The organism is Paracoccus sp. PAMC 22219, from assembly GCF_000787695.1.
Taxonomy (GTDB): Bacteria; Pseudomonadota; Alphaproteobacteria; order Rhodobacterales; family Rhodobacteraceae; genus Paracoccus.
This window is the reverse complement of sequence record NZ_BBPH01000063.1, coordinates 1-20067: the sequence shown is the minus strand read 5'-3', so window position 1 is coordinate 20067 and position 20067 is coordinate 1. Positions and strand designations below refer to the sequence as shown.

The window sequence follows — 20067 nt, the reverse complement described above, 5'->3', positions numbered from 1 at the left end:
GCGCGCGTCTGTGTGGCCCCGCGCGCGCAAAGTCAACCGCCGCGCTTCAGCCGCTGGCTGACGAACCAGTCCAGGCGGCGTTTCAGTTCACGCTCAAACCCGCGCTCGACCGGGGTGTACAGGACCGGGCGCTTCAGCCGTCGGGGAAATAGTTCTGGCCGCTGAACCCGTCCTCGGCGTCGTGGTCATAGGCATAGCCCGCGCCATAGCCCTGTTCCTTCATCATCTTGGTCGGCGCGTTCAGGATATGGGCGGGGGGCATCAGGCTGCCGGTGCGCTTGGCCTCGGCCCGCGCGTTCTTGTAGGCGGCGTATCCCGCGTTCGATTTGGGTGCCAGCGCCAGATAGATGACCGCCTGACCCAAGGCCAGCTCACCCTCGGGGCTGCCAAGCCGCTCGTACAGCGCCCAGGCATCCAGGCAGTGCCGGGCGGCGGCGGGGTCGGCCAAGCCGATATCCTCGATCGCCATGCGGGTGATGCGGCGCGCCAGATAGCGCGGGTCCTCTCCGCCCTCCAGCATGCGCGCCAGCCAGTACAGCGCCGCATCCGGGTCGCTGCCCCGCACCGACTTGTGCAGGGCCGAGATCAGGTTGAAATGTTCCTCGCCCGACTTGTCGTACTTGGGCGCGCGCTTGTTCAGGCGCTTCGCCAAGGCATCGGGGTCGACCTTGCCCTCGACCTTCCAGGCAGCGACCTGCTCGATCAGGTTCAACGCGGCGCGACCGTCGCCGTCGGCCATCTCCAACAGGGCATCGCGGGCCTGCGCGGTCAGCGGCAGCTTGCGCCCCAGTTCGCGTTCTGCGCGCTGCGCCAACAGCTCCAGATCCGCCAGCGTCAGACGCTCCAGCACGACGACCTGAGCGCGCGACATGACCGCGGCGTTCAGTTCGAATGACGGGTTTTCGGTCGTGGCGCCGACCAGAAGGATTGTCCCATCCTCCATATGCGGCAGAAAGCTGTCCTGCTGCGCCTTGTTGAAGCGGTGGATCTCGTCGACGAACAGCAGTGTCGCGCGGCCCTGACTGCGGCGCAGGCGGGCGGCGTCAAAGACCTTTCGCAAATCCGGCACGCCGGTAAAGATGGCGCTGATCTGGACAAACGCCAGATCGGTCTCGTCCGCCAAAAGGCGGGCGATGGTCGTCTTGCCGACGCCGGGCGGCCCCCACAGGATCAGCGACGACAGGCTGCCCGATGCCAGCATGCTGCCAAGCGGTCCATCAGGGCCAAGCACCTTCGCCTGGCCGATGACCTCGGACAGGCGGGTGGGTCGGATGCGGTCGGCAAGCGGCCTTGCCCCCATCCCAGACGGGGGGTCTGCCTGCGGTGCGGTATCGAACAGATCTGCCATGTCGGGCCCATTCTAGGCATGTCCGGGCAGGCGCGACAGCCCTGTTTGCAGGGCGGTAGCAGGTCAGTGCATCTTGGTCGTCAGGTCGATGGCCACGCACTGGAATTCGCCGTCGTCGATGAACAGCGGGCGACCCAAAGCCTCGGCCGTCAGGCCGCAGCGACCGTACCAGCGCGGCCAGTTGGACCCGGTCAGTGCGATCAGCTTGGTCGCGCCCATGTCGCGGGCCGACCCGGTCATCGCTTCGACCATCTTGAAATGGACCTTGCGCCGATACATCTGCGGGATCGAGTGGCTGACGAACACCCGCGAACATTCCCAGACATGCGGATCGACCGGCGCCTTTTCGAACAACAGGTCCTGCGGAATGCTGCCGCCCAGGATGCCCTCCTGCGCGTCGCGGATCATGTAGGAATAGATGCCGCAACGGGCCGTCGTCGGGGTCAGACGGATGCCGGCCAGAACCTCGGTGCGGTCATGAATCGCGATCCAGCGGCTTTGCGGGGTGTCGTACTGGTCGAACTCCATGTCCTCGGACTCGGGCAGGTCCCAGTTCTTCTGAATGATGAAGCTCTGCTTGCGGGCGCGAAACAGATTGGCAAACAATTCGCCGTGGTTGTGAAGATTTGAAAAGGAAAGTGTCGTCGTCTGCATCTGATACTCCTGGGGTGTGAGGGCACCCTTCCTTGCCTCGCGGACCCCTTGGGCGACATCTACAACAAACGGTATTCCTTGGCCCTCTGCAGCGCCTCGGCGGTCGTCCGCGCCTTCAGGCGTTCCCGGACAGAAATCAACCTTGCCTTGAACGCGCTTTCGGTAATGCCAAGTTTGGCAGCCGCTGCTGCATGACGATCGCCCTCCGCAATGCACCGAAGGGCTTCTTTCTGAGCCTTGGTCAGGCTCGCAGGCGGCTCGGTCATGTCGTGAAGCCGCCGTACCGTGGTCGAGATGTCTTCGATCTCGGCGTCGGAAAGTTCGCGATCCGCGCGTGCAAATGACGCGATGGTGCGCGACGCGATCGGACCGTGGGAAACGGTCAGACCAAAGATCAGCCCATGATCGGCGGCATCCTTGAGGATGTTGAACGGGTCTGGAATCGGCAGCGCGGACCACCGGCAGGCGCCGGTCGTCGAGAACCCCCAGGCGATTGTCGGATCGCGCAGGGCATAGCCGTTCTGGGAATAGAATTCCGACCACTTTTCGTCATAGGTCTGAAACTGCATCAGCGGTGCAGCGAAACGGATGTGCAGACCCACGAAATAGCCGGACAGGGCATGCTTGCCCAGCTTTCGAAGATCGGCATTTATGTCTGCACGAGATGACATGGCTTTTTGGATACGTTGAAATGGTTGCGGTCAGGGTTCACACAAGTAGTGACCCGTCGAAGTTTCGATTTCGTTAACGACTTTGGCTTTGCGATAAAATACATCACCCTCCCTCGCGGAATCTTCGGTGCGATCACCGATATTCCGTCCGTCGATGATACATACGCGAAGCCACTCGCGGAAGGTGAAGAATCTTTCATTCCTCTACGTCAGCGCGTTTTGGCTGTGCTAAATTAGCAAACCCCGCCGCAATCTCTTGCGACGGGGTCGGAATCGTCGGCCCGGTCGGGCGGAACGATCAATCTTCGGCGGTGAATTCCGATTCCAGGCGGGCGCGGTCGGCAGCACCCTTGGCGCTCGTGTCGCGGTCGACCAGTTCGATGATCGCCATCGGCGCCATGTCGCCATAGCGGAAGCCGGCCTTCATGATGCGGACATAGCCACCCTGGCGGTCCTTGTAACGCTCACCCAGAACGTCGAACAGCTTGGCGACATGCATGTCCTGCTTCAGCTGCGCGTTCGCCTGACGGCGGGCGTGCAGATCGCCGCGCTTGGCCAGCGTGATCAGCTTTTCGACGATCGGACGCAGTTCCTTGGCTTTCGGCAAGGTGGTCTTGATCTGCTCGTGCTCGATCAGCGAGCCGGACATGTTGGCGAACAGCGCCTTGCGGTGTTCGTGGGTACGGTTGAGGCGGCGGTAACCGCGAGCGTGGCGCATGATGATCTCCTACAGCGTGTTTTGCTTTGTCCGGCAGCCCATGCGTGCGGGCCGCTCTCCTTGGGGCCTAGGCCCATATCCGGCGGGGGTCGCCCCCCGCCGCAATTCTCAGAACTGGTCGTCGAAACGCTTGGCCAGGTCTTCGATGTTCTCCGGCGGCCAGTCGACCACGTCCATGCCCAGGTGCAGGCCCATGCCCGACAGCACTTCCTTGATCTCGTTCAAGGACTTGCGGCCAAAGTTCGGGGTCCGCAGCATTTCGGCTTCGGTCTTCTGGATCAGATCGCCGATATAGACGATGTTGTCGTTCTTCAGGCAGTTCGCCGAACGGACCGACAGCTCCAGCTCGTCGACCTTCTTCAGCAGGCGCGGATCGAATTCCAGGCCGTCGTCGCTGTCCTGGCGGTTGGCAGCCTCGGGCTCGTCGAAATTGACGAACACGGACAGCTGGTCCTGCACGATGCGCGCGGCATAGGCCACGGCATCTTCCGGCGTCAGCGAGCCATCTGTCTCGATCTTCATCGTCAGCTTGTCATAGTCCAGCACCTGGCCCTCACGGGTGGGCTGAACCTCATAGCTGACGCGCTTGACCGGAGAGAAGATCGCGTCGATCGGGATCAGGCCGATAGGCGCATCCTCGGGACGGTTCTTGTCGGCGGCGACATAGCCCTTGCCCGTCTGCACGGTCAATTCCATGTTCAGTTCGGCGCCGTCGTCCAGGTGGCAGATGACATGGTCGCGGTTCAGCACGGTGATGCCGGCCGTTTCCTGGATGTCGCTTGCCTTGACCTCGCCCGGACCCTTGGCGGACAGCGTCAGGCGCTTGGGGCCTTCGACGTCCATCTTGAGCGTGACGCCCTTGAGGTTCAGCACGATGTCGGTCACGTCCTCGCGGACGCCGGCGACGCTGCTGAACTCGTGCAGGACGTTGTCGATCTGGACGGCGGTGATGGCACCGCCCTGCAGCGACGACATCAGCACCCGGCGCAGCGCATTGCCAAGCGTCAGGCCGAAGCCCCGCTCCAGCGGCTCGGCGACCAGGGTCGCCGTGCGGGTCGCGTCGGCGCCCGGCTTGACGACCAGCTGGGTCGGCTTGATCAGTTCGGCCCAATTCTTGTGGATCATGGATTTTCCTCCATACTTGCTTCCTGCCCATGACCGTGGCCGGAAACGCCCGAGGTGAAATGCGAATGTCCGGCCCCCGCAGACATGCGGGGACCGGTCAATGATGATCCAGGATCAGACGCGACGGCGCTTGGGCGGACGGCAGCCGTTATGCGCGATCGGCGTCACGTCACGGATGGCCGTGATGTTGAAGCCGGCAGCGGCCAGCGCGCGCAGTGCCGATTCGCGGCCCGAACCGGGGCCCTGGACTTCGACGTCCAGCGTGCGGACGCCATGTTCCTGCGCCTTGCGGCCAGCGTCTTCGGCAGCCATCTGGGCGGCGTAGGGGGTCGATTTGCGCGAACCCTTGAAGCCCATCGTGCCGGCCGAGGACCAGGCGATGGCGTTGCCCTGGACGTCCGAGATCAGGATCTTGGTGTTGTTGAAGCTGGAATTCACATGCGCAACGCCGGTGGCGATGTTCTTGCGTTCCTTGCGCTTCATGCGGGTCTTGTCACGTGCCATGTCGCTTGCCCCTTATTTCTTCTTGCCGGCGATCGGCTTGGCCGGGCCCTTGCGGGTGCGCGCATTGGTATGCGTGCGCTGACCGCGGACCGGAAGGCCGCGACGGTGGCGAAGACCGCGATACGAGCCCAGGTCCATCATGCGCTTGATGTTCATCTGGACTTCGCGGCGCAGGTCGCCCTCGACGGTCAGGTTGGCATCGATGTATTCGCGGATGGCCAGGACTTCTGCGTCCGACAGATCGTTGATGCGGCGCGACTGGTCGATGCCCGTCGCTTCGCAGATCTGCACGGCGTACAGATCGCCAATGCCGTGGATGTAGGTCAGAGCGATGGGGACGCGTTTCCCCGTCGGAATGTTGACGCCAGCAATACGAGCCACGCGTTTTCCTTTTCAGTTGCGGTTCCGTAACGCCGGAACCTTTTTTCACAACGCAAGGCCCGAAAGCTGTGCCTCCGGGCCAAATCGATGGTCCACCCGCGATCCGGGTGATTCTCTTGCGAGATGACGTGAACTAGCGGCAGATCGCCGCGTCGTCAAGCAGGCAGCTTTGCCGCGATCTGGGCGGACACCTGATCCATCGGCGCCATCCCGTCGACGGTCTGCAGGCTGCCCTTGGCATAGTAGTAGCCCAGCAGCGGCGCGGTCTTCTTGTAGTACTCGCGCAGGCGGTCGGCGAACACCTCGGGGGTGTCGTCACGGCGCACCGGCTGACCGGCGGCCCGGGACTCCTCGGCGCGCTTGACGATCCGTCCGACCAGCGCCTCGTCGTCGACCTGCAGTTCGATCACCGCATCCAGCGCCATGCCGGATTCGGCCAGCAGGCGTCCCAGGGCGTCGGCCTGCGGCAGCGTCCGGGGGAAGCCGTCGAAGATGAACCCCTTGCCGCCCTTTTCCAGCTGTTCGCGGATCAGGCCGATGACGATCTCGTCGGTGACCAGTTCGCCGCGGTCCATGACCTCGGCCACGCGGCGCCCCATCTCGGTCCCCGAAGACCGCGCGGCGCGCAGCATGTCGCCGGTGGACAGCTGGACAAGGCCCTTGTCGGCCACCAGGCGGCCGGCTTGGGTTCCCTTGCCGGCACCCGGCGGCCCCAACAGGATGATGTTGATGGTCATGGCGTCTGTCCCCCTCAGGTGGCCATTGATGCGGCCTTGTCGTGTCGTCGGTACGGTCGCGCCCTTAGCGGCGCGACGGCAGGCGGCGCGGCTTGGCCGTGCCCGGCTTGCGCTTGCCGCGCAGCTGGGATTTCTCGATCAGCCCTTCGTACTGGTGCGCCAGCAGGTGGCTTTGGACCTGGTTGATCGTGTCCATCGTCACCGACACCACGATCAGCACGGACGTACCGCCCAGATAGACCGGGATCGAGAACTGATCGCGCAGGATCTCGGGCATCAGACAGACCAGCGCCAGATAGGCGGAGCCGATGACCAGCAGGCGGTTGACCACGTAATCCAGATAGTCCTGGGTCCGCTTGCCCGGACGGATGCCGGGGATGAAACCGCCCTGGTTCTTCAGGTTCTCGGCCACGTCGTCGGTCTTGAAGGACACGTTCTGGGTGTAGAAGTACGTGAAGAATACGATCATCGACGCGAAGAACAGCAGGTACAGCGGCTGTCCCGGCCCGAAATAGGCCAGCACCACCGACATGATCGGCCCGGCCTCGTTCCCCGAGAAGGTCGAGATGGTCACCGGCAGCAGCAGCAGCGAGCTGGCGAAGATCGCCGGGATCACGCCTGCGGGGTTGACCTTGACGGGCAGGTGGCTGGTCTGGCCGTCATAGACCTTCATGCCGACCTGGCGCCGGGGATACTGGATGCGGATCTTGCGCAGCGCGCGTTCCATGAACACGACAAAGGCGATGATCGCCACAAGCATCACGATCACGAACAGGATCACCGGGGTCGAGATGGCGCCCGTGCGGCCCTGCTGGAAGAACGTCGCCAGCGCGGCCGGAATTTCCGCCAGGATGCCCACGAAGATGATCAGCGAGATGCCGTTGCCGACGCCGCGCGCGGTGATCTGCTCGCCCAGCCACATCAGGAACATGGTACCGCCGACCAGCGTGATGACCACGGACGCCTGGAAGAACAGGCCGGGCTCATGCGCCAGGCCACCGGCCTCCAGGCTGCGGGCAAGGCCATAGGCCTGGAACAGCGCCAGCGCCACGGTGCCGTAGCGCGTGTACTGGTTGATCTTCTTGCGGCCGGTCTCGCCTTCCTTCTTCAGCTGTTCCAGCGACGGGACCATCGACGTCAGCAGCTGCACGATGATCGAGGCCGAGATGTAGGGCATGATGCCAAGGGCGAACACGCCCATCCGGCCAAGCGCACCGCCGGTGAACATCGACAGCATGCCGCCGATGCCCGTGGATGCCTGCTCCATGAAGTTGCGCAGCGCCGCGCCGTCGATGCCGGGCACCGGGATATAGGTGCCGATGCGGTACATGATCAGCACGCCGATCGTGAACCAGATCCGCTGGCGAAGTTCCGTGGCCTTGCCGAGCTGCCCCCAGGAGAGGTTCGCGGCCATCTGTTCTGCGGCTGACGCCATGCTGTTCCGTCCCGTGTCATGACAGCGCCGCCGACCCGTTTTCGCGGGGACCGGCGGCGCCTGAAAACCTAGATGCTATCTATGGGGCAGGAAAGCCCCCTTCAACAGCTTATTCGGCCGCCGCTTCGCGCGGTGCCGGCAGGTTGACCTTGCCGCCCGCCTTTTCGACCGCGTCGACCGCGGCTTTCGAGGCACCGGTGACGGTGATGGTCATGCCCGACTTCAGCTCGCCGGTGGCCAGCAGACGGATGCCGTCCAGCTTGCGGCGGACCAGACCCGATGCGACCAGCGAATCTTCGGTCAGCTCGGCGGTGCCGTCGATCTTGCCCGCGTCGATGAAGCCCTGGATCTGGCCCAGGTTCACGACGGCAAACGATTTCGCGTTCGGCTTGGTGAAGCCACGCTTGGGCAGACGACGGTACAGCGGCATCTGGCCGCCTTCGTATCCGCCCAGGGCGACGCCCGAACGCGACTTCTGACCCTTGATACCCCGGCCGGCGGTCTTGCCCTTGCCCGAACCCGGACCACGCGCAACGCGCTTCTTGGATTTGTTCGCGCCATCGTTGTCGCGGATTTCATGCAGTTTCATGTCGCTTCTCCTTGCCGGACACTCCCTCGAAGCGAAACAGGGGGCCACGGCTTTTCTTGCTTGTTGAATCACTGTGCCATGCAGCACCGGGGCGCTATACGCGCTATGGCCGCGTCTTTCAAGCGATCCCGCCACAGGGGCCGCGCCATTCTTTCCCGACACCATCTTGTGTCTTGAGTGCGGCGCCCCCCTGCCCCACGCATGGACCATCCCCGACTCTACCGGAAGTTGCCATGTCCCGTCTTGCCCTGATCCCGTTTCTTGCCCTTCTGTCCGCTGCTGCACCCCCCGTCGCCGCGCAGCAGGCCGAGCCGACCTTCTGCACCGCCCGCATCAACGACCGCGATGTCGTCATGGGCTATGACAAGGCCGAAGCGCGGCTGTCGGACACCTATTCGCGCCGCGAACAGCTGGCGACCCGGATCGGACGGCATGACTGCCCGGGCTATGTCGTCCTGCGCAGCCTGACCCCGGAACTGACGGACGAGGAACGCCTGCCCTTCTGCCTGCGCTTCGACAAGGCCAGCGAATCGGTGATGGGCTACGACCTGGGCGCGCGGGATGCCTGGGGCCAGTGCCGCAACCAGACCCGCGCCGTCTGCCGCCGTGTGAACCAGACCACGGCGGCCGCGGGCGCGCTGTCCGGGGCTGCAGCCCGTCGGTCCGTGCAGGGGCTGCAGGCGCTGCCCGATGCGTCCGGCGCGGTGATCCTCAGCGGCGCGGGAACGGCGGTGTCGGGGGCTCTGGCCTCGCTTGGCGGGGCGGCTGCGGTGGTCGCGGCCTCTCCGGTGCTGCTGACCGGGGCCGCGGTGTCGGTCGTGGCGGTGGGCGGCACGCTTTACGCCTGCCGCGAATAGGGCTGAAACGCAAAACGCCCCGCAATCGCGGGGCGTTTGACTGTCCTGATCGCGTGGATCAGGGCTTTTCTTCGATGATTTCCACCATGTGGCGGATCTTGTTGACCATGCCGCGCACGGAGGGGGTATCCTCCAGCTCGCGGGTGCGGTTCATCTTGTTCAGGCCCAGGCCCTTCAGGGTGGCCAGCTGGTCCTTGGGACGGCGGATCGGCGATCCGACCTGCTTGACGACGATGGTTGCCATGCGTCTCGCTCCTTACGCTTCGACAGCGGCGTCAGCCGGCTTGTCGTTCGAGGGCAGGATGTCGGCCACTTTCTTGCCGCGACGGGTCGCGACGCTGCGGGGGCTCGACTCTTTCTTCAGACCGTCCAGGGTGGCGCGGATCATGTTGTAGGGGTTCTGCGACCCCTGCGACTTGGCCACGACGTCCTGCACGCCCAGCATCTCGAACACGGCGCGCATCGGGCCGCCTGCGATGATGCCGGTACCGGCCACGGCCGTGCGCATGATGACCTTGCCGGCACCGTGACGACCTTCGATGTCGTGGTGCAGGGTCCGGCCGTCACGCAGCGGAACGCGGATCAGACCGCGCTTGGCCTGCTCGGTCGCCTTGCGGATCGCCTCGGGGACCTCTTTGGCCTTGCCCTTGCCGAAACCGACGCGGCCGCGCTGGTCGCCGACGACGACGAGTGCTGCAAAGCCAAAGCGCTTGCCGCCCTTGACCGTCTTGGACACGCGGTTGATGGCAACCAAGCGGTCCTGGAATTCCGGGTTCTCTTCGCGGTCGTTGCGACCGCCCCGGCGGTTGTTGTCACGTTCTGCCATGAGGCATTCCTTCTTGGGTGGCGCGCGCGGCGCCGGTTGTCTCGATCCCGGTGGGCAATAGCCCCCGGATCATCGGGGCGGCACGAATGCCGCCCACAGGATCAGAACTTCAGACCACCTTCACGGGCGGCGTCGGCCAGAGCCTTGACCTTGCCGTGGAAGATGAAGCCGCCGCGGTCGAACACGACTTCTTCCACGCCGGCGGCTTTCGCACGCTCGGCGATGGTCGAACCGATCTTGGCCGCAGCCTCGACGTTGTTCTTGCCGATCAGGCCCAGGTCCTTTTCCAGCGTGCTGGCCGAGGCCAGGGTCACGCCGTTCAGGTCGTCGATCACCTGCACGAAGATGTTCTTCGACGACCGGTGGATCGACATCCGCGGACGGCCGTTCGACATCGCCCGCAGCTTGTTCCGAACGCGCAGGCGGCGCTTCTGGAACAGCTCTTGCTTTTTCAGTGCCATTTCATGCGCCCCTTACTTCTTCTTGCCTTCCTTGCGGAAGACGAACTCGCCCTTGTAGCGGATTCCCTTGCCCTTGTAGGGCTCGGGCTTGCGCCACTCGCGGATGTTCGCTGCGACCTGGCCAACAAGCTGCTGGTCAATGCCTTCCACAACGATTTCGGTCTGCTTCGGAGACGACACCGTGACGCCTTCCGGCACCACGAAGATCACGTCATGCGAGTAACCCAGAGCCAACTTCAGGTCCTTGCCCTGCATGTTGGCGCGGTAACCCACACCCTGGATCTCCAGCTCTTTCTTGAACCCGGTGGACACGCCCACGGTCAGGTTCTCGATCATCGAGCGGGTCATCCCCCACTGCTGGCGCGCACGCTTGGACGTTCCGCGCGGCTTGACCGCGACGGAGCCGTCTTCCAGCACCAGATCCACATCATCGGTCGCCGTGAAATGACGGGTGCCTTTCGGCCCCTTCACTTCGATGGACTGACCTTTGATCTCGGCCGTCACGCCCTTGGGCAGTTCGACCGGCTTCTTACCAATACGAGACATTCTGCCCTCCTTAGAACACGGTGCAGAGGACTTCGCCGCCGACATTGGCATTGCGAGCCGCTGCATCCGACATGACGCCCTTGGGAGTCGAGACGATCGAGACGCCCAGACCCTGACGGACCTGCGGGATTTCCTTGGCACCGGTATAGACCCGGCGACCCGGCTTCGACACGCGCGACAGTTCCCGGATGACCGGGGTTCCGTCGTGGTACTTCAGCCCGATTTCCAGCTCTTTGTGGCCCTCGGTGGTGGTCACTTCCTCGTAGCCGCGGATGTAACCTTCGTTTTTCAGCACGTCCAGAACCCAGGCACGCAGCTTGGAGGCGGGGGTGCGGACGGTCGATTTGCCGCGCATCTGCGCATTGCGGATGCGGGTCAGCATATCGCCGAGAGGATCGTTCATCATGTTGTGTGCCCCCTTACCAGCTGGACTTGACCAGGCCGGGGATCTGACCGTGCGAGCCAAGCTCGCGCAGCATGATCCGCGACAGTTTCAGTTTGCGGTAATACGCATGCGGACGACCGGTCAGTTGGCACCGGTTGTGCAGGCGCGTCGCCGACGAGTTGCGCGGCAGTTCGGCCAGCTTCAGCGTAGCCTTGAACCGCTCTTCCATCGGGCGGGACTGGTCTTTGATGACCTCGTTCAGTTCAGCACGCTTTGCAGCGTATTGCTTGACCAGACGCGCGCGCTTGTTTTCGCGCTCGATCATGGATTTCTTTGCCATATCTCTTTCCCTCCGCGATCAGCTGGTGAACGGCATGTTGAAATGCTTCAACAGCGACTTCGCTTCCGCGTCGGTCTTCGCGTTGGTGCAGATGATGATGTCCATCCCCAGAACTTCGTCGACCTTGTCGAAGTTGATTTCCGGGAACACGATGTGTTCTTTCAGGCCCATCGCATAGTTGCCGCGGCCGTCGAACGACGTCGGCTTCACGCCGCGAAAGTCGCGGACGCGGGGCAGCGCGATGTTGATCAGGCGGTCCAGGAACTCGTACATCCGGTCGCCGCGCAGGGTCACCTTGCAGCCAAGCGGCATCTCTTCACGCACGCGGAAGCCGGCGATCGACTTCTTGGCATAGGTGATGATGGCCTTCTGGCCGGCGATCAGCGTCAGCTCGTCTGCTGCCTGCTTGACCTTCTTGGTGTCTTTCACGCTTCGCCGACACCCATGTTCAGGACGATCTTGTCCAGACGCGGGATCTGCATGTCGTTCTTGTAGCTGAACTCTTCCTTCAGCGCGGCCTTGATGGTGTCGTTGAACACCGCGCGCAGGCGGGGCGTGTACTTGGCGTCGTCCAGCATCAGATCACGTCTCCCGTGGTCTTGGCAAAGCGGACCTTGCCGCCGTCTTCCATGCGGAAGCCGACGCGGGTTGCCTTGCCGTCCTTGTCCATCAGCGACAGGTTCGACAGGTCGATCGGCATGGCTTTCGCCACGCGGCCGCCCTGGCTGTTCTGGGACTGCTTGGTGTGGCGAATGGCGACGTTTACGCCGTCCACGATGGCCTTGTTGTCCTTGGGCATGACAGCGGTGATCTCACCCTGCTTGCCCTTGTCCTTGCCGGCCAGCACGACGACCTTGTCGCCCTTTTTCAGCTTGGCAGCCATTACAGCACCTCCGGCGCAAGCGAGATGATCTTCATGAAGTTCTTCGCACGCAGCTCGCGCACGACCGGCCCGAAGATACGGGTGCCGACCGGTTCGCCCTGGTTGTTCAGGATGACGGCGGCGTTGCGGTCGAAGCGGATCGAGGTTCCGTCTTCGCGATTCACTTCCTTGGCGGTGCGAACGACGACGGCCTTGCGGACGTCACCCTTCTTCACCCGGCCCCGAGGGATGGCTTCCTTAACGGACACGACAATGATGTCGCCCACCGACGCATAGCGACGGTGCGAACCACCCAGGACCTTGATGCACTGAACCCGGCGAGCGCCCGAGTTATCAGCAACATCCAGATTGGTCTGCATCTGGATCATTTGGTTTCTCCCGACCTTTGGGGACCGCCGGTTGCGGCCCCAGGGTTTCGATCATTTCTGATCTGTGATGATGGACTTAAGCCGAAGCCGTTTCGTCCGTCAGGACAGTCCAGCGTTTCGTCTTCGAGATCGGGGCACATTCGACGATGCGAACGAGATCACCGATCTTGAACTGGTTTTCCGCGTCATGGGCGCGGTATTTCTTGGACGAGCGCACGATCTTATGCAGAACGGGGTGCTTGAAGCGCCGCTCCACGATCACGGTGATCGTCTGCTCGTTCTTGTCGCTGGTGACGCGGCCTTGAAGAATGCGTTTGGGCATGGACCGGGCTCCTTAGTTCGAGGCCGCGGCGTCGGCCGCTTTCTGATTCAGAATCGTCTTCACGCGGGCGACGTCGCGACGGACGGTGCGCATGCGTGCAGTGCTTTCCAGCTGACCGGTCGCCTGCTGGAAACGCAGGTTGAAGGCCTCTTTCTTCAGCGCAACCAGCTGATCCTTCAGCTGGTCGGGCGTTTTCGACTTCAGTTCGGTGGCGTCCATGACGCGTCTTCCTTTCAACATCACCGGAGAGCCCCTGTCGCCAGGGCCACCCTGATTCCGGTGGAGTTTCGTGATGAAGGCCTGCGCATACAGGCTGGACGCCCGTTTGGCAAGACCGTTTGCGGGAAAAGGCAGGGGCCCGCCGATCGCTCGGCGGGGCCCCCTTTCGCGCTGGCCCGGCGGGCCTGCGCTTACCAGTCTTCGCGGGCGACGATGCGGGTCAGAACCGGCAGCTTCATCGCGCCAAGGCGCAGGGCCTCGCGGGCGATGACGTCGTTCACGCCGTCGATCTCGAACATGATCCGGCCGGGGTGCACCCGGGCGGCCCAGAAATCGACGGAACCCTTGCCCTTACCCATCCGGACTTCGGTGGGCTTGGACGACACCGGAACGTCCGGGAAAATCCGGATCCAGACCCGGCCCTGACGCTTCATGTGACGGGTGATCGCGCGGCGGGCCGCCTCGATCTGGCGCGCGGTGACGCGCTCCGGTTCGGTTGCCTTCAGGGCGAACGAGCCAAAGTTCAGGTCGAAACCGCCCTTTGCCTCGCCGTGGATACGGCCCTTGTGCTGTTTGCGGAACTTGGTCCGTTTCGGTTGCAGCATTGTTTTCTACTCCTTACCGGGCGTCGCGGCGCGGACCACGGGGGGCCGGACCTTCCTGGGCCTCGGCAGCGCGGCGATCATGGGCCTGGGGATCATGTTCCATGATCTCGCCCTTGAAGATCCACACCTTCACACCGATGATCCCGTACGGGGTCGTGGCTTCGCAGAGTGCATAGTCGATGTCGGCCCGCAGGGTATGCAGGGGCACACGGCCCTCGCGGTACCATTCGGTCCGGGCGATCTCAGCGCCGCCAAGGCGGCCCGCGACGTTCACGCGGATGCCCAGGGCACCCATGCGCATCGCGTTCTGGACCGAGCGCTTCATCGCGCGGCGGAACGACACACGACGCTCCAGCTGCTGTGCGATCGATTCGGCGACCAGCGTCGCATCGACGTCGGGCTTGCGCACTTCGACGATGTTCAGGTGCAGTTCGCTGTCGGTGAAGTTCGCCAGCTTCTTGCGCAGCGTCTCGATGTCCGCACCCTTTTTCCCGATGATGACACCGGGACGCGCTGCGTGAATGGTCACGCGGCACTTCTTGTGGGGACGCTCGATGATGACGCGGCTGATGCCGGCCTGCTTGGCCTCGGTGCGGATGAAGTCCCGGATCTTCAGGTCTTCAAGCAGCAGATTGCCATAGTCCTTGTCGTCGGCGTACCAGCGGCTGTCCCAGGTGCGGTTGACCTGGAGGCGCATGCCGATCGGATTGACCTTCTGACCCATTACGCTTGCTCCTCGACTTGGCGCACCTTGATGGTGATTTCCGAAAACGGCTTCATGATCTTGCCGAAGCGGCCACGTGCCCGCGGACGGCCACGCTTCATCACCAGGTTCTTGCCGACCCAGGCTTCGGCGACGACCAGGTTGTCGACGTCCAGACCGTGGTTGTTCTCGGCGTTCGCGATGGCGGACTGAAGGCACTTCTTCACGTCGCCGGCGATGCGCTTGTGCGAGAAGGTCAGGTCGGCCAGAGCCTTGTCGACCTTCTTGCCACGGATCAGCTGAGCCACCAGGTTCAGCTTCTGCGGCGAGGTGCGAAGCATCTTCGTCTTGGCGAAGGCCTCGTTCTCCGCCACGCGGCGCGGATTGTTTTCCTTACCCATGACGATTACTTCCTCTTCGCTTTCTTGTCCGCGGCGTGACCGTAATAGGTCCGCGTGGGCGAATATTCACCGAACTTCTGACCGATCATGTCTTCGCTGACATTCACGGGGATGTGCTTGTGGCCGTTGTAGACGGCAAAGGTCAGACCCACGAATTGCGGCAGGATGGTCGAACGACGCGACCAGATCTTGATGACCTCGGACTTGCCCGATTCACGGACCTTTTCCGCTTTCTTGAGCACATAGGCGTCAACAAAGGGGCCTTTCCAAACAGAACGTGCCATGGATCAACGCCCCTTCTTTTTCGCGTGGCGCGAACGCAAGATGTACTTGTCGGTCGCCTTGTTGCTGCGGGTCTTCTTGCCCTTGGTGTCTTTACCCCAGGGCGTGACCGGCGTGCGGCCACCCGACGTGCGACCCTCACCACCACCATGCGGGTGGTCGATCGGGTTCATGGCGACGCCGCGAACGCTCGGGCGGATGCCCTTGTGGCGGTTGCGACCGGCCTTGCCCAGGTTCTGGTTCGAGTGGTCGGCATTCGACACGGCACCGATGGTGGCCATGCATTCCTGACGCACCAGACGCAGCTCGCCCGAGGACAGGCGGATCTGGGCGTAGCCGCCGTCACGACCCACGAACTGGGCATAGGTGCCAGCCGAACGTGCGATCTGCCCGCCCTTGCCGGCTTTCAGCTCGACGTTGTGCACAATCGTGCCGATCGGCATGCCGCTGAAGGGCATGGCGTTGCCCGGCTTCACGTCGACCTTGGAACCCGCGATGACCTTGTCACCGATGGCCAGGCGCTGCGGTGCCAGGATATAGGTCTGCTCGCCGTCCTCGTACTTCACCAGCGCGATGAAGGCGGTACGGTTGGGATCGTATTCGATCCGCTCGACCGTGGCAGCCACGTCGAACTTGGTCCGCTTGAAATCGACGATGCGATACAGGCGTTTCGCGCCGCCACCAATGCGGCGCATGGTGATCCGTCCGGTGTTGTTCCGGCCGCCTTTCTTGGTCAGACCCTCGGTGAGGCTCTTGACAGGGCGACCTTTCCAAAGCTCCGAACGGTCGATCAGAACCAGCCCACGCTGGCCAGGCGTCGTCGGTTTGTACGACTTCAATGCCATCTTTCTGTCTTCCGTTGCTTTGGACCAGGGTGGTCCGTTTCAGTCAATTGCGGCGGCCCCGGATCGCCGGGGCCGCCAGATCGCGTCCGGTTATCAGAGACCGGTCGAAACGTCGATGGTGCTGCCGGCTTCCAGCGTCACATAGGCTTTCTTGACGTCGCTGCGACGACCCAGCTGGCCGCGGAAGCGCTTGGTCTTGCCCTTGGTGATGGTGGTGTTGACCGCCTTCACCTTGACGCCGAACAGGGCCTCGATGGCCTGCTTGATCTGCGGCTTGTTCGAGTCCTTGGCGACCTGGAACACGACGCCGTTGTTCTCGGACGTCATGGTGGCCTTTTCGGTGATGATCGGCTTGACGATCACGTCGTAATGTTCTGCTTTCGCGCTCATTTCAGACGAGCCTCCAGAGCTTCGACACCGGCGCGCGTGATGACCAGGGTATCACGCTTGAGGATGTCATACACGTTGGCACCCATCGACGGCAGGATGTCCACGCCTTCGATGTTGCGGGCGGCACGGGCGAAGTTCTCGTTCACTTCGGCACCGTCGATCACCAGCACGCGCTTCCAGCCGTTCTCGCGGACGGCCTTGGCAACGGCTGCGGTCTTGGCGTCGGCGAGGTTCAGATCCTCGATGATCACCAGTTCACCCGCGGTGGCTTTCGCCGACAGCGCGTGACGCAGACCCAGGGCACGGACCTTCTTGGGCAGGTCGAAAGCGTGCGACCGCGGGGTCGGACCCTTGTAGACGCCGCCGTGACGGAAGATCGGCGCCTTGCGGGAGCCGTGGCGTGCGCCGCCGGTGCCCTTCTGGCGATAGATCTTCTTGGTCGAGTAGCTGACGTCCGACTTGCCCAGCACCGAGTGGGTGCCGGCCTGTGCCTTCGCGCGCTGCCAGCGCACGACGCGCTGCAGGATGTCGCCGCGCGGCTCCAGGCCAAAGATGTCGTCGGCCAGATCGATCGACCCGGCTGCGCCGGAATCCAGCTTGATCACATCAAGTTTCATCACTTGTCTCCTTCCGGCGCGTCGTCATTGGAGGCCGGCTCTTCCGCGTTGGGATCGACGGCTTCCTTGTCCGACTTGATCGAGGCTTCAGCCTCGGCCAGGGCGGCGGCTTCCTGCTCGGCGGCCAGACGGGCGGCTTCCTCGCGGGCGGCTTCTTCCTCGGCGGCGGCGGCGGCGGCGGCTTCCTCAGCCAGACGCTTGGCCTCGTTCGCGGCGGAACGCAGGGCAGCCGGATAGATCAGGTTCTCGGGCGTCGCTTTCTTCACGGCGTCCTTGACGGTGACCCAGCCACCCTTGGAACCCGGAACCGAGCCCTTGACCATGATCAGGCCACGGTCGCTGTCCGTGCGCACGACCTGCAGGTTCTGCGTGGTGACCCGGACGGCACCCAGGTGACCTGCCATCTTCTTGCCCTTAAACACCTTGCCGGGGTCCTGGCACTGGCCGGTCGAACCGTGCGAACGGTGGCTGACGGACACGCCGTGCGATGCACGCAGACCGCCAAAGTTGTGACGCTTCATGGCGCCCGCAAAGCCCTTACCGATCGAGATGCCGGCGATGTCCACATACTGACCCGAGAAGTAGTGGTCAGCCGTGATTTCCTCACCGACGTTGATCAGGTTTTCTTCCGCCACGCGGAATTCCACGATCTTGCGCTTGGGCGCGACCGAGGCTTTCGCGAAATGACCGCGCATGGCTGCGGTCGTGCGCTTTGCTTTCGCTTCACCGGCGCCCAGCTGGACAGCGGTATAGCCATCGGTCGCGGCGGTGCGCTGCGCGATGACCTGCAGGCCGTCCAGTTGCAGGACGGTGACGGGGACCTGACGGCCGTCCTCAAGGAACAGACGGGTCATGCCCAGTTTCTTGGCGATGATACCAGTACGCAACATGATCGGCCTCCTCAGACTTTGATCTCGACATCTACGCCGGCGGCGAGGTCGAGCTTCATGAGGGCGTCAACGGTCTGCGGGGTCGGGTCGACGATGTCCAGCAGACGCTTGTGCGTGCGGATTTCCCACTGGTCGCGCGACTTCTTGTCGATGTGCGGACCGCGCAGGACGGTGAATTTCTCGATCTTGTTCGGCAGCGGGATCGGGCCGCGGACGGTCGCGCCGGTGCGCTTGGCCGTGTTCACGATTTCCTGGGTGCTGGCATCCAGCACGCGGTAATCAAAGGCCTTCAGCCGGATCCGGATATTCTGGCTTTGCATAAAGACATCCCTCTTGCGGGGAGTTCCAGTCGAGAGGCTGACAGCGCACCACGCGGCGCCAGCATCGGACCGTACGAAAAAAACGCAGGCCGCCCATTGGATGGCGGCCCTGCATATGGCACCCGATTCTTCCTGCAAACGCAGGCGATCGACTACGATTGCGCTGCCCTAGACGTTTTGGGCGCCGTGGTCAACCCGCGCCGCACATCACGCTGCATTGAACCGGAAGGCCGCACCCCCTAGACCATGTTGAGCAACCAGGCAGGCCCCGCACCCCGATGAAGCAGCATCTGATGAGATGGGTCCGGGCGCGTCCAGGCCTGATCCACGCGATCCGTTCGGTCCGCATGACGGTTCTGGGCGTGCTGCCCGGCGCCGACCGGCGGCCTGCCACGTCCCTGCCGCCGATCGATTGGTCGGCGGCACGCCGCGACATCGCCGTGCCGCCCGATCTGGTTATGCGGAACGTCCCGGTCGTTCCGGCGCGGCGGTTCCACCACGAGGTCCTGTTCGACGGCGGTCCGGTCTGGCCCGATTTCCCCGACCCTCCGATCGTGCGTCATCAGGTGCATGACCAGCCGGTCGACGTGAACGCCACACCGTCCCGGCATCCGGGGCCGCACAGGGCAGAACCGTTTGTCTGGGGCGGGCGGTGCCTGTTCCATTTCGGCCACCTGGCGGCAGAGCATCTGAACCGCCTGCCTGCAGCAATGTATCACCAGCCGGATGCAGAGGTGATCTTCGTTCTGCAGCCCGGCAAGCTGATCCGCGACGTGCCGGCCTTTTTCTGGGACATGGCGGCGTGGTTCGGGGTCCCTGCCGCACGCATCCGCTTCGTGACACGGCCGTTCATCGCAGGCAGCCTGCATGTGCAGGCCCAGACCGAACATATGAGCGCCCTAGCGCCGCCCGCATAGTACCTTGACTTGCTGGACGAGCTGCCCCGCCTGCACGGTCTGGCCCCGGTCGAGAACCGGGTGCTGTACGTGCAGCGCTGCGGGCAACTGGACAAGGGCAACGGCGCCCACGCGGGCGAGACGGCGCTGGTCGCGGCGCTGCGCCGGGCGGGCGTCGCGACCATGGACCCGGGACAGGGAACGATCGCGCAGCAGATGGCGCTTTACGCCGGTGCCAAGGTCCTGATCTTTGCCGAAGGGTCGGCGCTGCATGGCAGGCAGCTGCTGGGCCGCGTGGACCAGACGATCCTGGTCCTGCGCCGCCGCCCCGGCAGCATGATGGCCAGCGCGCAGCTGGCGCCCCGCTGTTCCCGTCTGGAGTACGCTGGCGTGGTCGGCGGCTTTGTGGCGCCCGTGCACCGGAATGGCGCGCGGATGCTGCCGCATGGGATCACGTTCACAAACCTACCCGCCCTGTTTCACGTCCTGGCGCAGCACGGCGTGGATCTGTCCCCACACTGGGACGCGGCCGCGCATCGGGCGGACGTGGCGCAGGATGCCGCGACATGGATGCGGGCCATGATGGCGCGAAGCGATGTCGACCCGGCCGCCACGCAGCGCGCGGCGCAACCGGTCTTCGCGCAAGCGGGCCTGACCTAGCGGTCCGCCATGCTGCATGGAAAAAGGGCCGCCCTTTCGGACGGCCCCTTCTGTCCCGAATGGACGTCAGATCACTTGATGATCTTGGA

At 63.8% G+C, this 20067-nt stretch carries 31 protein-coding genes and 2 pseudogenes; 3 read left to right on the top strand and 30 right to left on the bottom strand.

The window, feature by feature from the left end; all coding sequences use genetic code 11:
• Window positions 1–32: 32 nt before the first annotated feature.
• The 10 genes and pseudogenes from TY51_RS07665 to rplO all read right to left on the bottom strand — a co-directional run bounded on the left by TY51_RS07665 (window position 33) and on the right by rplO (window position 8162).
• Window positions 33–1348 (bottom strand): annotated as a pseudogene (locus tag TY51_RS07665) (replication-associated recombination protein A).
• 63 nt (window positions 1349–1411) lie between these two features.
• Window positions 1412–2002, bottom strand: coding sequence for an acyl-homoserine-lactone synthase (locus tag TY51_RS07660; protein ID WP_042247921.1), 591 nt, complete (start codon window positions 2000–2002; stop codon window positions 1412–1414).
• A 59-nt stretch (window positions 2003–2061) separates the two neighbouring features.
• Complete coding sequence (locus tag TY51_RS07655) at window positions 2062–2673, bottom strand: autoinducer binding domain-containing protein (protein WP_042247919.1); 612 nt, start codon at window positions 2671–2673, stop codon at window positions 2062–2064.
• Window positions 2674–2971: 298 nt separating this feature from the next.
• Entirely contained in the window at window positions 2972–3391 is a 420-nt protein-coding gene (rplQ, locus tag TY51_RS07650; protein ID WP_042247916.1) for a 50S ribosomal protein L17, read from the bottom strand.
• A 108-nt stretch (window positions 3392–3499) separates the two neighbouring features.
• Entirely contained in the window at window positions 3500–4516 is a 1017-nt protein-coding gene (locus TY51_RS07645) for a DNA-directed RNA polymerase subunit alpha (protein WP_042247914.1), read from the bottom strand.
• 114 nt (window positions 4517–4630) lie between these two features.
• Entirely contained in the window at window positions 4631–5020 is a 390-nt protein-coding gene (rpsK, locus tag TY51_RS07640) for a 30S ribosomal protein S11 (RefSeq protein ID WP_042247912.1), read from the bottom strand.
• 12 nt (window positions 5021–5032) lie between these two features.
• Complete coding sequence (gene rpsM, locus TY51_RS07635; RefSeq protein WP_042247909.1) at window positions 5033–5401, bottom strand: 30S ribosomal protein S13; 369 nt, start codon at window positions 5399–5401, stop codon at window positions 5033–5035.
• Between the two features lie 155 nt (window positions 5402–5556).
• The gene (locus TY51_RS07630; RefSeq protein WP_042247979.1) at window positions 5557–6132 is read right to left on the bottom strand and encodes an adenylate kinase; all 576 of its coding nucleotides are present in this window, start codon (window positions 6130–6132) and stop codon (window positions 5557–5559) included.
• A 70-nt stretch (window positions 6133–6202) separates the two neighbouring features.
• On the bottom strand, window positions 6203–7573 hold the full coding sequence (secY, locus tag TY51_RS07625) for a preprotein translocase subunit SecY (RefSeq protein ID WP_042247906.1): 1371 nt from the start codon (window positions 7571–7573) through the stop codon (window positions 6203–6205).
• 109 nt (window positions 7574–7682) lie between these two features.
• Complete coding sequence (gene rplO, locus TY51_RS07620; RefSeq protein WP_042247902.1) at window positions 7683–8162, bottom strand: 50S ribosomal protein L15; 480 nt, start codon at window positions 8160–8162, stop codon at window positions 7683–7685.
• 233 nt (window positions 8163–8395) lie between these two features.
• Between rplO and TY51_RS07615 the strand changes: the two genes are divergently transcribed.
• Complete coding sequence (locus TY51_RS07615) at window positions 8396–9019, top strand: hypothetical protein (RefSeq protein ID WP_052649931.1); 624 nt, start codon at window positions 8396–8398, stop codon at window positions 9017–9019.
• A 58-nt stretch (window positions 9020–9077) separates the two neighbouring features.
• Here the strand turns inward: TY51_RS07615 and rpmD are convergent, their stop codons facing one another.
• The 20 genes and pseudogenes from rpmD to rpsJ form a co-directional block, all read right to left on the bottom strand.
• Window positions 9078–9263, bottom strand: a complete 186-nt coding sequence (gene rpmD / locus TY51_RS07610) for a 50S ribosomal protein L30 (protein ID WP_042247899.1) — start codon at window positions 9261–9263, stop codon at window positions 9078–9080.
• Window positions 9264–9275: 12 nt separating this feature from the next.
• Entirely contained in the window at window positions 9276–9845 is a 570-nt protein-coding gene (gene rpsE / locus TY51_RS07605; protein WP_042247897.1) for a 30S ribosomal protein S5, read from the bottom strand.
• Between the two features lie 101 nt (window positions 9846–9946).
• Window positions 9947–10306, bottom strand: a complete 360-nt coding sequence (gene rplR, locus TY51_RS07600; RefSeq protein WP_042247895.1) for a 50S ribosomal protein L18 — start codon at window positions 10304–10306, stop codon at window positions 9947–9949.
• A gap of 12 nt (window positions 10307–10318) precedes the next feature.
• Window positions 10319–10852 carry a 50S ribosomal protein L6 gene (rplF, locus tag TY51_RS07595; protein ID WP_042247892.1) on the bottom strand — a complete coding sequence of 178 codons (534 nt, stop codon included), beginning with the start codon at window positions 10850–10852 and terminating at the stop codon, window positions 10319–10321.
• A gap of 10 nt (window positions 10853–10862) precedes the next feature.
• The gene (rpsH, locus tag TY51_RS07590) at window positions 10863–11255 is read right to left on the bottom strand and encodes a 30S ribosomal protein S8 (protein WP_042247974.1); all 393 of its coding nucleotides are present in this window, start codon (window positions 11253–11255) and stop codon (window positions 10863–10865) included.
• A gap of 16 nt (window positions 11256–11271) precedes the next feature.
• On the bottom strand, window positions 11272–11577 hold the full coding sequence (rpsN, locus tag TY51_RS07585; RefSeq protein ID WP_042247889.1) for a 30S ribosomal protein S14: 306 nt from the start codon (window positions 11575–11577) through the stop codon (window positions 11272–11274).
• A gap of 18 nt (window positions 11578–11595) precedes the next feature.
• A pseudogene (rplE, locus tag TY51_RS07580) lies at window positions 11596–12155 on the bottom strand (50S ribosomal protein L5).
• Window positions 12155–12460: a 50S ribosomal protein L24 gene (gene rplX, locus TY51_RS07575; RefSeq protein WP_042247882.1), complete on the bottom strand. Its 306-nt coding sequence runs from the start codon at window positions 12458–12460 to the stop codon at window positions 12155–12157. Before rplX ends, rplE begins: the two are co-directional and overlap by 1 nt.
• Window positions 12460–12828, bottom strand: coding sequence for a 50S ribosomal protein L14 (gene rplN, locus TY51_RS07570; protein WP_022708219.1), 369 nt, complete (start codon window positions 12826–12828; stop codon window positions 12460–12462). Before rplN ends, rplX begins: the two co-directional genes overlap by 1 nt.
• A 76-nt stretch (window positions 12829–12904) precedes the next feature.
• Window positions 12905–13150 (bottom strand): 30S ribosomal protein S17, encoded by a 246-nt coding sequence (gene rpsQ / locus TY51_RS07565; protein WP_042247876.1) that lies wholly within the window; start codon window positions 13148–13150, stop codon window positions 12905–12907.
• A gap of 12 nt (window positions 13151–13162) precedes the next feature.
• A complete protein-coding gene (gene rpmC / locus TY51_RS07560) occupies window positions 13163–13369 on the bottom strand; it encodes a 50S ribosomal protein L29 (protein WP_042247873.1) in 207 nt (68 codons plus the stop codon).
• Window positions 13370–13560: 191 nt separating this feature from the next.
• Window positions 13561–13974: a 50S ribosomal protein L16 gene (gene rplP, locus TY51_RS07555; RefSeq protein ID WP_042247870.1), complete on the bottom strand. Its 414-nt coding sequence runs from the start codon at window positions 13972–13974 to the stop codon at window positions 13561–13563.
• A gap of 13 nt (window positions 13975–13987) precedes the next feature.
• Window positions 13988–14698: a 30S ribosomal protein S3 gene (gene rpsC, locus TY51_RS07550; protein WP_042247867.1), complete on the bottom strand. Its 711-nt coding sequence runs from the start codon at window positions 14696–14698 to the stop codon at window positions 13988–13990.
• Complete coding sequence (gene rplV, locus TY51_RS07545; RefSeq protein WP_042247864.1) at window positions 14698–15078, bottom strand: 50S ribosomal protein L22; 381 nt, start codon at window positions 15076–15078, stop codon at window positions 14698–14700. Before rplV ends, rpsC begins: the two co-directional genes overlap by 1 nt.
• A 5-nt stretch (window positions 15079–15083) precedes the next feature.
• Window positions 15084–15362, bottom strand: a complete 279-nt coding sequence (rpsS, locus tag TY51_RS07540; protein ID WP_042247861.1) for a 30S ribosomal protein S19 — start codon at window positions 15360–15362, stop codon at window positions 15084–15086.
• Window positions 15363–15365: 3 nt separating this feature from the next.
• Window positions 15366–16205: a 50S ribosomal protein L2 gene (gene rplB / locus TY51_RS07535; protein WP_042247859.1), complete on the bottom strand. Its 840-nt coding sequence runs from the start codon at window positions 16203–16205 to the stop codon at window positions 15366–15368.
• Between the two features lie 93 nt (window positions 16206–16298).
• Window positions 16299–16595: a 50S ribosomal protein L23 gene (locus TY51_RS07530; protein WP_042247856.1), complete on the bottom strand. Its 297-nt coding sequence runs from the start codon at window positions 16593–16595 to the stop codon at window positions 16299–16301.
• Window positions 16592–17212, bottom strand: a complete 621-nt coding sequence (gene rplD / locus TY51_RS07525) for a 50S ribosomal protein L4 (protein ID WP_042247853.1) — start codon at window positions 17210–17212, stop codon at window positions 16592–16594. The genes TY51_RS07530 and rplD overlap by 4 nt, the downstream gene beginning before the upstream one ends.
• Complete coding sequence (gene rplC, locus TY51_RS07520) at window positions 17212–18102, bottom strand: 50S ribosomal protein L3 (RefSeq protein ID WP_042247851.1); 891 nt, start codon at window positions 18100–18102, stop codon at window positions 17212–17214. Before rplC ends, rplD begins: the two co-directional genes overlap by 1 nt.
• An 11-nt stretch (window positions 18103–18113) precedes the next feature.
• Window positions 18114–18422 (bottom strand): 30S ribosomal protein S10, encoded by a 309-nt coding sequence (gene rpsJ / locus TY51_RS07515; RefSeq protein WP_042247848.1) that lies wholly within the window; start codon window positions 18420–18422, stop codon window positions 18114–18116.
• A 293-nt stretch (window positions 18423–18715) separates the two neighbouring features.
• Here rpsJ and TY51_RS07510 point away from each other — a divergent pair, with 293 nt between their 5' ends.
• Window positions 18716–19339, top strand: a complete 624-nt coding sequence (locus TY51_RS07510; RefSeq protein WP_156117947.1) for a hypothetical protein — start codon at window positions 18716–18718, stop codon at window positions 19337–19339.
• Window positions 19340–19348: 9 nt separating this feature from the next.
• Window positions 19349–19978 (top strand): glycosyltransferase family 61 protein, encoded by a 630-nt coding sequence (locus TY51_RS07505; protein ID WP_042247844.1) that lies wholly within the window; start codon window positions 19349–19351, stop codon window positions 19976–19978.
• The last annotated feature ends 89 nt before the right edge of the window (window positions 19979–20067 follow it).